The following is a 10,779-nucleotide window of genomic DNA, read 5'->3' as shown; positions in this document are numbered from 1 at the left end:
ACCCTCTCCCCTTCCGGGGTGAGGAGTTGCTCGAATTCGGGGGACTGATCAACCACTGGGCCGCTCCTAGCGTCGTTGCTAAAGTTGAGTGAATCGTAAGCCGGTGCCGCAAAGGGCACAACCACATCCGAAAGAATTGAGCATTATGCTCTGTTGCGCGGCATGCGGAGCTGTTAGATTTTGCAGTATGTACAGCCTCGATCAGACCGACCGGATGCTCCTCCGCGCCCTTTCCGATGAGCCGCGAAGCACTTTTGTCGCCCTCGCCCAGAAGCTGGGCCTCTCACGAAACACCGTGCAGGCACGCATGGCCCGGCTCGAGGAATCCAACACCTTTCTGAGCTTCGATCGGCGCGTCAACACCATCGCGCTCGGTTACCCGCTGACGGCATTTCTCGAGGTACAGGTACAGCAGCGGTACCTCACCCAGATCATCGCAAAGCTCGCAGAGATTCCCGAGATCGTGCAGGCACACGGCATGAGCGGCCAGTCGGACCTGTTCGTTCGCGTCGTGTGCACCGATGCCGAAGATCTCTTCCGGATCGACGGCACCATCCTCGCCGTCGAGGGTGTGGAACGCACCGAAACGAGCCTCGCCATGGGAGAGGTCATCCCGTTCCGCGTCGCTCCGCTCCTCGATCGGGCGGACGGCCACGCGAATCGGTGATCGGACATGCAGATCTATTTGCTAAATCCTTCATATTGTTATATAAAGAAGTAATGAAGTTTATGGAATTCGGAAAGGCTCCGCTTCGTGAATGCGAATGAAAATCCGGGCCTGAGATGAGCGTTCTTCGACTTGCCACCCTCATCCGTCGCAGCGGCCGAATCGCGGAACCCGCGCCGATCGCCCCGCCGTTGTTCCCCGGCGCCGAGGTGTTCGGCGGCAGTGTGCAGGTGCGATTCATCAACGCCGGCGGCTGCAACGACTGCCCTCCTGAGGTGTCCGCGGCCTTCGGCCCCGTCTACGACGTGGAGCGGTACGGCGTTCGCCTCACACCGTCCCCCCGCCACGCGGACGTGCTCGTCATCACCGGTGCGGTCACACGCAACATGGCCGAACCCCTGCGCCGCACAATCGAGGCCACACCCACCCCCCGCTTCGTGATCGCGGTGGGCGACTGCGCCCTCACCGGCGGCATCTTCGCGCACGGTTACGGCATAGCCGGCCCCGTGTCCGACTTTGTGCACGTTGACATCGAGGTTCCGGGTAGTCCCCCGGCCCCCAACGATATTGTGCTCGCCCTGCGCCGGATGACCGGCCGATGAGCCCGCTCGGCGCAGGCCTGATCCTGCAGCTCACGCTCGCCGCCATCGCGATGGTCACCGCCCTGACGGTGGCGCCCGCCATGCGCGCCAAGGCCACCGGCACCCTCAGCACACTTCTCGCCCTGGCCGGACTCGTGACCGGCGTGGTCGCCATGAGCGGCGCGACCGGGGGCATCCTCATTCCCGTCGCCTTGCCGATGGACCCGCTGATCCTTGCGCCCGACCGCCTCGGCGGACTCTTCATGGTGATCGTGTCCTTTGTGGGCGTGCTCGTCACGATCTTCGGCATCAGCTCGGCCACGGGGCCCGCCTCGTCGCGCACCGCGTGGGCCGCCCTCCCTGTCTTCCTTGTCGGTATGCAGCTTGTGCCGGCGGCCACCGATTCGGTCTCGTTCCTGCTGGCCTGGGAGGTGATGACCCTCGGCTCGACGGTGCTCTTGATGGCCGACCACGCCAGCCGGATCTCCGTGGCCTCGGCCGGTATCTGGTACTCGGCCATGTCCCAGTTGAGCTTCTTCCTCGTGCTCGCCGGGTTTGCGGTGATGGCGGCTGCCACGGGTGGTACGAGCTTCGCCACGCTCGCCACCATTGAGCCCGGATCCTGGGCGGCCAACCTGGCCTTCGTGCTCTTCCTGCTCGGCTTCGGTGGCAAGGCCGAACTTGTGCCCTTGCACGTGTGGGTTCCCCGCGTGCTGCCTGAGGCGCCGAGCCACGTGTCGGCAGCGATGAGCGGCGCCATGGTGAAGATCGGCGTCTACGGAGCCCTGCTCGTCTGCGTGCGCCTGCTGCCCGAGGCCCCACCGTGGTGGGGAATTCTGATCATGATCCTGGGCGGCGCATCCGCCCTCTACGGCATCCTGCAGGCCTCCGTCTCGAGCGACCTCAAGGTGTTGCTCGCGTACTCCACCACCGAGAACATGGGTCTCGTCTTCCTCGGCCTCGGCGCCTCGGTGCTGCTGCGCTCCTACGACGCCACGGCCGCAGCGGATGCCGCACTCATCGCCGCGCTGCTCCTCGCCGTCAGCCACGCCGTGTTCAAGGCCACGCTCTTCCTCGGAGCAGGCGCAATCATCCACGCGACAGGCGAACGCAACCTCGACCACCTCGGCGGTCTCGGTTCCCGTATGCCTTGGACTGCCCTGTCGTTCGGCGTGGCCAGCCTCGGCGCCGCCGCCATCCCGATCACCTCCGGCTTCGTCGCCGAGTGGATGCTGCTGCAATCACTCATCCACGGCGGACGACTGGACGGCGAGGTCGTCTCCGTCGCGGCCTCCGTCGCGATGCCGCTCGCCGTCGCCGTGATCGCCCTGACCGCCGGACTCGCCCTGCTCACCTTCGTGAAGGCCTACGGGATCGCCTTCCTCGCTCGACCGCGCTCGAGCGCCGCCGCGCTCGCTCGCGAGGTGCCGCCACTGATGCGGATTGCGCTGACCCTCGGCGCTCTCGCGGTGCTCGCGCTCGGGCTGATACCGGGGCCGGTGGCGGCCGTCGTCGCGGCCACGGTCGGCCCGCAGACCGCACTCGCAGCCGTACCCATCGGCCTCGGCGGCGTGGCACTGCCCGGTATCGGTGCTGTGCTCGACCCGATCATGCTCGTCGTGCTCTCCGCGCTCGTGGCCATCCCCATCCTGATCGCCATTGTGGTCTCCGCCCGCACACACCCCGCCCGGGTCAGCGAGCTGCCCTGGGGCGGCGGCGGCTCCCGTGCCCGGCCCCGCATGCAGTACACCGCCACTTCCTATGCCGAGCCGCTCGTGCGCGTCTTCGACGACGTACTCAAGCCCTCGCGCGACGTGCAGGTCACCCACGTGGGTGAATCGCGCTACCTCGTGGAACGCGTGACCGTGGAGCAACGGGTCTCCGATGTGATCGAGACCCGGCTCTACCGCCCCGTTCTCAACCTGCTGCAGCGATACGGTATCCTCGCCCGGCATGTGGCCAACGGCAGCATCCACCGCTATCTCACGTATTCCTTCGTCGCTTTTCTGATCGTGCTGATTGTGGTGTCGCTGTGAACTGGTTCGCGATCGTCATCGCTCTCGTGCAGGTCGTGCTCTTCGTCTTCCTGGCTCCCCTGCTCGTGGGCGTGATGCGCCAGGTCCGGGCGCGAATCGAAGGTCGCGCCGGCGCCGGCATCTGGCAGCCGTGGCGCGATGTGCGCAAGCTGCTGCGTAAAGACCCGGTGCGGTCCAAGGACAGCAGCTGGATGCTTCGCGTCGGTCCGGTAGCTCTGCTCGTCTCCAGTCTCCTGCTCTGTGTGCTGCTCCCCCTTGTGGGCACCATCCCGTTCGATCTCATTCCCAGCGACCTCTTCGTGATCGTCTCGGTCATGCTGATCGGTGTCGTCGCGCTGGCCCTCGTGGGTCTTGACAGTGGAACGGCCTTCGGCGGCATGGGCTCAAGCCGGCACATGACCGTTGCCGCGCTCGTGGAGCCCACTCTGCTGCTCTCCATCTACGCCCTGTCGATCCCCGCCGGCACCTCCACGCTGTCGCTCATCGTGCAGACCCGGCTCGACACCCCGGAGATCATCATCTCGCCGGTCAGCGTGCTGGCGATCGTGGCGCTGTCGATCGCGATCATGGCCGAGACCAACCGCCTGCCCATCGACAATCCCGGCACTCACCTCGAGCTCACCATGCTCCACGAGGCTATGGTGATCGAGACATCCGGCCGCGACCTGGCCTGGCTCGAACTCGGTTCCTGGCTGAAGCTCGCCGCGCTTCTGGGTCTCGTGGCCAACCTCGTCGTTCCGTGGGGAGTCGTCACCGACTTCAGCGCCCTGACACTGCTGATCGGAGCCGTCAGCATCGGCCTCAAGGTGCTCCTGCTGGGTGTGCTCCTCGCTGTCGGCGAGGTCTTCCTCGCCAAGGTGCGCCTCTTCCAGGTTCCGGAGCTGCTGGCCGGCTCGTTCGCCCTCGCCTTCCTCGCCGTGACCGCCTCCTACCTGGTCGCTTAGGACCCCATGACAGAAACTCTGTACATCCAGCTCGTCGGCCTCTGCACCGGCACGCTCCTGCTCACCAGCGCGCTGATGGTCTGGCGACACTCCCTGCTCGCGTCCATCCGCCTGCTGGCCGCCCAGGGCGTGGCCCTCGCCGCCCTCGTCGCCGTGATCGGCGCCCAGGAGGGCGAAGCCGAGCTCATTCTCGTGTCCCTGCTCATCCTCACCACCAAGGGCATCGCTTTGCCGTGGGTCCTGGCGCACCAGTCCAAGGCCACGATCCGCACGATCGAAGAATCGCCTCGACTCAACCCGACCGCGGCCCTGCTCACCGTGACCCTCCTGACCATCCTCAGCTACGTCGTGGTCAGCCAGCTCATCGGCCTCGGTACGAGCGTCGGATCCCACGCAGCACCCATCGGCCTCGCGATGATCCTCACCGGATTCCTGCTGTTGATCACCCGGCGCCGCGCACGATCCCAGCTCATCGGTTTCCTCCTGCTGGACAACGGCATCGCCACGGTCGCGTTCCTCACCAGCGGAGGGGTTCCGCTTCTCCTGGAATTCGGGGTGTCCCTCGACGTGCTTCTCGTCGTGCTGATCCTGCACGTCTTCGCCGGCCGGATGCGCAACAAGTTCGGTGGAACCGACGTCGACCAGTTGAGAGAGTTGCACGACTAATGGAATTCGCCCTGTGGACCCCCCTCCTGATCCCGGCTGCGCTGGCCGTGCTCAGCCTCACGATCGACTCCGCTCAGCTGCGCCGTTACTCCCCCGTCGCCTCGAGCGCCGCGGTACTCGCCTCCGGACTCCTGCTCATTTCCGCGGTGCTCAACGGCGGTGACGCCACGAGTGTGGGTGATCTGCTTCGCGCCGACGCACTCTCGGCCTACATGCTCGCCGTCGTCGGCGCCGTCGGCCTCGTCTCCACCTGGGGCGGCATCAGTACCCTCGCGGCGAGCCGCGGTCGCACCGCCGGCTCCTACGGCGCCCTGCTCTCCCTGTTCCTCGCCGCGATGTCCCTGGCGGTGCTCGCCGACAGCATCGGCCTCATGTGGGCGGCCATCGAGGCCACCACCATCGCCACGGCCTTCCTCGTGGGACATCATCGCAGTCGCCGTTCGCTTGAGGCGGCGTGGAAGTACGTCATCCTCGGTTCCGTCGGCGTGGCCATCGCGCTGCTTGGCATCGTGCTCATCTACGCGGCATCCATCGGCACCGACACTCCGACGCTGTCCTGGCTGATCCTCAGCCAGGAGGGCCTCGGCCTCGACCCGGCGCTCATCACCGCCGGCGGCGCCCTGGCCGTGCTCGGTTTCGCCACCAAGTCCGGGCTCGCGCCCATGCACAGTTGGCTCCCCGATGCCCACAGCCAGGCCCCCGCCCCGGTATCCGGGCTCATGTCGGGCGTGCTGCTGTCCGTGGCCCTCTACGCGATCCTGCGCATCCAGACCATCACCAACGCCGTCATCGGTCCGGATTTCCTGCGCGTCATGCTCAGCATCGGCGGTCTGCTCTCCCTGCTCGTGGCCGCATCACTGCTCATCCGCCAGCGCGACTACAAGCGGATGCTGGCCTACTCGAGCATCGAACACATGGGGCTGATGGCCATCGGTGTGGCCATCGGACCGGCCGCTCTGCCGGCCGTGCTGTTGTACGTGCTCGCCCACGGGCTCATCAAGGCCACGCTCTTCGTTCTCTCGGGCCGCATCCTCACGATCGAAGGCACCCCGGTGATCGCGGATGTCACGCACCTGCTGGTGCGCCGCCCCGGCCTCGCCGTACCCTGGCTCATCGCGATGAGCGCCCTGATCGGCTTCCCTCCGTTCAGCATCTTCTTCGCCGAGGTCGGAATCATCACCGCGGGCTGGTCCGTGGGCATGGGCGGTGTCGTTGCAGCCGCCCTGGTGCTGCTGCTCGTGATCTTCGCCGCGCTGACCCGACTCACGGTGGCCATGACGATGGGTTCGCCACCCGAGGATGAGCCCTTCACCCCGGACCGCTCATCACACGGCCCTCTGGTCCCCCTCATCCTGGCCCTGGTGACGACCGCCACGATGGCTTTCATCGCCGAACCGGTCGGCACGCTGCTGCTGCAGGCCACCAGTGTTCTGGGAGGGACGAACTGATGAACACCCACTCGACCGAACCTCGGAACACCAAACCCCGGAACACAGAGCTGAGGACCGTGACGCGCGACGACGTCGCGCACGCGGCATCCGCCCTACTCGACTCGGGCATGCGACTCGTGCTCATCGCCTGCCACGAAGACGACGAGTCCTTTCGCATCGTCTACTCCTTCGCCGGAGCCCAGAACCGGGTGGAACTGTCGGTGAGTGTGCCGCGGGAGGACGCCTGGATTCCGAGCCTCGCCTCCTTCTCCTTTCCGGCCGGCAACTTCGAGCGCGAGATTCGGGACCTCTACGGCGTTCAGCCACGCAATCACCCGCAACCGCATCGACTCGTGCGCCATGGACACTGGCCGCGCGGTTGGTACCCCATGCTGCGCAGCGCCGCAGAAATCCCCGAGTTTGAACCGGACGTGGAGTCGTTCCCTTTTGTGGAAGTGGAAGGCCCCGGCGTCTACGAGATCGCCGTCGGCCCGATTCACGCCGGCATCATCGAACCCGGGCACTTCCGCTTCTCGGTCGTGGGAGAGACGATCGTACGCATGGAAGCCCGGCAGTGGTACCTGCACCGCGGGGTCGAGAAACTCTTTGAGGGGCTGAGCGCCGCAGAGGGCATTGCACTCGCCGAACAGGTGACGGGCGACACGGGAGTGGGCCATTCCCTCGCGTTTGTGATGGCCGTCGAGGATGCCGCTGGCATCGAGGTGTCGGAACCCGACCGTCTCGTGCGCGCCCTGCTGCTCGAAATGGAGCGCTTGTACAACCACGTCACGGACCTCGGTTCGCTGGCCAACGATGTAGGGTTCGGCATCGTTGACGCACACGCGCAGTCACTGCGCGAGCAGCTCCTGCGCATCAACAAAACCGTCACCGGTCACCGCTTCCTGCGCGGCGCGCTCCTCGTGGGCGGCGCGCAGGTGCTCCGACTGCCCGACCCGGTCGATCTACGCCGGATCCAGGCGGCCGTGGAGGAGCTTGTGGCCGTGTCGCTCAGTCATGCCATCGTGCGCAGCCGTTTTGCCGGCACTGCAGTGCTTCCCGCCCCACAGGCCGGCACCATCGGCACGCTCGGCTATGTGGCACGCGCCTCCGGCCTCGACGTGGACGCTCGACGAGACCACCCCTTCGTCAACCTCGGCGAGTCCTTTCACGTTGTCACCGAGGAACGCGGCGATGTCCTCGCCCGGTATCGCGTCCGGGCACGGGAATTCTCCATCTCCGTCGCGGTCATCGTGGACCTCGTAGCCCGGCTCGGCCCGTCGACCGGAACCGGTACGGCCGTGGTGCCCACACAGCCGGGAGCCGGTCTCTCCCTCGTCGAGGCTGGCGCGGCACGATTGCGCATCGTGTCGAGCTCGACGCTGGCGGATTGCTCAGCCGGGTCAAGATCGTCGACCCCTCGTTCTTCAACTGGCCGTCACTTCCCGTGGCCCTGTCGGAGACGATCGTCCCCGACTTCCCGCTCGCCAATAAGAGCTTCAACCAGTCCTACGCCGGCAACGACCTCTAGGCGCGCGAGGCTCCCCGGGGCTCGATCGCTCATCCCTCACGCCTCGACCAGCGGTCAACCGGCGTGTCAGCGGCCCTACTTGGAGTCCTGCTCCATGGTGCGTAAGAGAGCGTGCGAGTCCGTGAGGTTGGACAGCAGCATCCGCTTGGCCGCGGCCAGCAGCTCGACGGTACCCTCGTCTCGCAGCGTGTAGTAGATGCTGTTGCCCTCGCGACGCGTCACGACGACGCCGGCACGGCGCAGCACGCCCAGTTGCTGGGACAGGTTCGACAGTTCGCAGCCCAGCGCCTCTGCGAGGCTGCCGACCGAGCGCTCCCCGGCAACGAGCTGCTCCAGAACCTGAACACGCAGGGGATGCCCCAGTGATTTGAACAGGTCGGCCTTCAGTTGGGCAGCGGGAAGACCTTGACTAAGCACAATTTGAGTATATCGCTAACTTGCGATTCTTTCAAATAGATAGGCTCTCACCCTGACGCGTCAGAAACGCGAAAAGGCCCGCACTGCCGAAGCAGTGCGGGCCTTCCGTCTACCCGACCGACCTGGCGAGAGGTGATCGGGAGATCTGTGGAAACCTGTGTTGAGCTAGGACTAGCCCTCGGCCGGAGCCTCGGGGCCGGCGGATGCCGCGTTGCGGCCTTCCGTGTCGGCACCCTCTTCGAGAACCGGAGCAAGCGACAGCTTGCCACGGTCATCGATCTTGGTGATCTCAACGAGCACCTTCTGGCCGACGCCGAGAACGTCTTCGACGTTCTCAACACGCTTCCCACCGGCAAGCTTACGCACCTCAGAGATGTGCAGCAGACCATCCTTGCCCGGGAGCAGCGAAACGAAGGCGCCGAATGCGGCGATCTTCACGACAGTTCCGAGGAACTGCTCGCCGACCTCGGGGTTGGTCGGGTTGGCGATGGAGTTGACCATGGCACGAGCGGCCTCGGCCGACGGCCCGTCGACAGCGCCGATGTACACGGTGCCGTCTTCCTCGATGGAAATGTCGGCGCCGGTCTCGTCCTGAATGCCGTTGATCGTCTTGCCCTTCGGGCCGATCAGCTCGCCGATCTTGTCCACGGGGATCTGAACACTGATCACGCGGGGCGCGGTCGGTGCCATCTCGTCGGGGCGGTCGATGGCGGCGTTCAGCACAGACAGGATCGTCGCACGAGCGTCGCGGGCCTGGGTGAGCGCACCGGCCAGGACCGACGCGGGGATGCCGTCGAGCTTGGTGTCGAGCTGGATCGCGGTGATGAACTCACTCGTTCCGGCAACCTTGAAGTCCATGTCGCCGAGGGCATCTTCGGCGCCGAGGATGTCGGTCAGTGCCGCGTAGCGGGTCTGACCGTCAACGGTGTCGCTGATCAGGCCCATGGCGATACCGGCAACCGGTGCGCGCAGCGGCACTCCGGCGTTCAGCAGCGACAGGGTCGATGCACAGACGGAGCCCATCGACGTGGAGCCGTTGGAGCTCAGCGCCTCCGACACCTGACGGATGGCGTAGGGGAATTCCTCACGCGTGGGCAGCACGGGAACCAGGGCACGCTCGGCGAGCGCTCCGTGGCCGATCTCGCGACGCTTCGGCGTTCCGACGCGGCCGGTTTCACCGGTCGAGTAGGGCGGGAAGTTGTAGTTGTGCATGTAGCGCTTCTTGGTGACCGGGTTGAGCGAGTCGATCGACTGCTCGAGCTTCAGCATGTTCAGCGTGGTCACGCCGAGGATCTGGGTCTCGCCACGCTGGAAGATCGCGGAACCGTGCACGCGGGGGATGACCGCGACCTCGGCGTCGAGCGGACGGATGTCAGCAAGGCCACGGCCGTCGATGCGGATGCCCTCGTTGAGCACGCGGGAGCGCACGACGAGCTTGGTGACCGACTTGTATGCGGCGTTGACCTGGTTGTTCGCGCTGGCTTCGAGCTCTCCGGCCTCGACCTTGGCGGCAACGGCCGCCTTGACGGTGGCTTTGAGTGCGTCATCGGCGTTCTGACGGTCGACCTTGTCGGCGATCGCGTAGACGTTCTTCAGCTCGTCGTAGGCGACGGCTGCAACAGCGTCGTACGTCGCCGGCTGGTAGGGCGGGAACAGGGCGAAGTCGGCGGTCGGCTTGGCCGCCTTATCGGCGACTTCCTGCTGAGCGGCAACGAGCTGCTTGATGAACGGCTTGGATGCCTCGATGCCCTGGGCAACGACCTCCTCGTTCGGCGCGATGGCGCCGCCCTTGATGAGGTTCCAGGCGCCGTCGGTGGCTTCGGCCTCGATCATCATGATCGCGACGTCCTGCGCACCGGAGGCATCCGTCACCACGCGACCGGCAACGACCATGCTGAACACGGCGTCGGCAAGCTGCGAGTGCTTCGGGAAGGCGACCCACTGGCCACTTCCGTTGTCATCGGGCACGAGGGCGACGCGAACGCCACCGATCGGACCGGAGAACGGGAGGCCGGCGAGCTGGGTGGACATGGAAGCCGCGTTGATCGCGAGCACGTCATACAGCTCGTCGGGCTCGATGGCCAGAACGGTGATGACGACCTGGATCTCGTTGCGCAGTCCGTCAACGAACGACGGGCGCAGCGGCCGGTCGATCAGACGGCAGGTGAGGATGGCGTCGGTCGACGGGCGACCTTCGCGGCGGAAGAAGCTGCCCGGGATGCGGCCCGCGGCGTACATGCGCTCTTCGACGTCGATGGTGAGCGGGAAGAAGTCGAAGTTGTCCTTCGGCTGCTTGCTCACGCTGGTGGCGGAGAGAAGCATCGTCTCTTCGTCGATGTAAGCGGCGGCAGATCCCTGCGCCTGCTGGGCGAGACGCCCGGTCTCGAAACGGATGGTGCGCTTGCCGTACTTGCCGTTATCGATAACGGTTTCGGCGAACGTGATTTCTGGACCCTCCATGTGGGGGTTCTCTCCTTTATGTTTGCTTCTCGCCATGCTGGCGACGAAGG

9 protein-coding genes are annotated in these 10,779 nt (G+C 65.9%); 7 read left to right on the top strand and 2 right to left on the bottom strand.

Annotated elements, in window-relative coordinates; translation table 11 throughout:
- Nucleotides 1-187: 187 nt before the first annotated feature.
- The 7 genes from JF66_RS01110 to JF66_RS01080 all read left to right on the top strand — a co-directional run bounded on the left by JF66_RS01110 (nucleotide 188) and on the right by JF66_RS01080 (nucleotide 8,045).
- On the top strand, nucleotides 188-667 hold the full coding sequence (locus JF66_RS01110; protein WP_035873986.1) for an Lrp/AsnC family transcriptional regulator: 480 nt from the start codon (nucleotides 188-190) through the stop codon (nucleotides 665-667).
- A gap of 116 nt (nucleotides 668-783) precedes the next feature.
- Nucleotides 784-1,269 carry an NADH-quinone oxidoreductase subunit B family protein gene (locus JF66_RS01105; RefSeq protein ID WP_035873984.1) on the top strand — a complete coding sequence of 162 codons (486 nt, stop codon included), beginning with the start codon at nucleotides 784-786 and terminating at the stop codon, nucleotides 1,267-1,269.
- Entirely contained in the window at nucleotides 1,266-3,284 is a 2,019-nt protein-coding gene (locus JF66_RS01100) for a proton-conducting transporter membrane subunit (protein WP_035873981.1), read from the top strand. Before JF66_RS01105 ends, JF66_RS01100 begins: the two co-directional genes overlap by 4 nt.
- Nucleotides 3,281-4,228 carry a respiratory chain complex I subunit 1 family protein gene (locus tag JF66_RS01095; protein WP_035873978.1) on the top strand — a complete coding sequence of 316 codons (948 nt, stop codon included), beginning with the start codon at nucleotides 3,281-3,283 and terminating at the stop codon, nucleotides 4,226-4,228. The genes JF66_RS01100 and JF66_RS01095 overlap by 4 nt, the downstream gene beginning before the upstream one ends.
- 6 nt (nucleotides 4,229-4,234) lie before the next feature.
- Nucleotides 4,235-4,894: a hypothetical protein gene (locus JF66_RS01090; protein ID WP_035873975.1), complete on the top strand. Its 660-nt coding sequence runs from the start codon at nucleotides 4,235-4,237 to the stop codon at nucleotides 4,892-4,894.
- Entirely contained in the window at nucleotides 4,894-6,342 is a 1,449-nt protein-coding gene (locus JF66_RS01085; protein ID WP_035873973.1) for a proton-conducting transporter membrane subunit, read from the top strand. The genes JF66_RS01090 and JF66_RS01085 overlap by 1 nt, the downstream gene beginning before the upstream one ends.
- A gap of 59 nt (nucleotides 6,343-6,401) precedes the next feature.
- Nucleotides 6,402-8,045 (top strand): NADH-quinone oxidoreductase subunit C, encoded by a 1,644-nt coding sequence (locus JF66_RS01080; protein ID WP_197059277.1) that lies wholly within the window; start codon nucleotides 6,402-6,404, stop codon nucleotides 8,043-8,045.
- Here JF66_RS01080 and JF66_RS01075 read toward each other — a convergent pair.
- Both JF66_RS01075 and JF66_RS01070 read right to left on the bottom strand, forming a co-directional pair.
- Nucleotides 7,928-8,269, bottom strand: a complete 342-nt coding sequence (locus tag JF66_RS01075; RefSeq protein ID WP_035873972.1) for a helix-turn-helix transcriptional regulator — start codon at nucleotides 8,267-8,269, stop codon at nucleotides 7,928-7,930. The two genes, JF66_RS01080 and JF66_RS01075, sit on opposite strands and share 118 nt — an antisense overlap.
- 171 nt (nucleotides 8,270-8,440) lie before the next feature.
- Nucleotides 8,441-10,729 carry a polyribonucleotide nucleotidyltransferase gene (locus JF66_RS01070; protein WP_035873971.1) on the bottom strand — a complete coding sequence of 763 codons (2,289 nt, stop codon included), beginning with the start codon at nucleotides 10,727-10,729 and terminating at the stop codon, nucleotides 8,441-8,443.
- Between the last annotated feature and the right edge of the window lie 50 nt (nucleotides 10,730-10,779).

The sequence above is a fragment of the Cryobacterium sp. MLB-32 genome, from assembly GCF_000738085.1.
GTDB lineage: Bacteria > Actinomycetota > Actinomycetes > Actinomycetales > Microbacteriaceae > Cryobacterium.
This window is presented reverse-complemented; position numbering and strand designations above follow the sequence as displayed.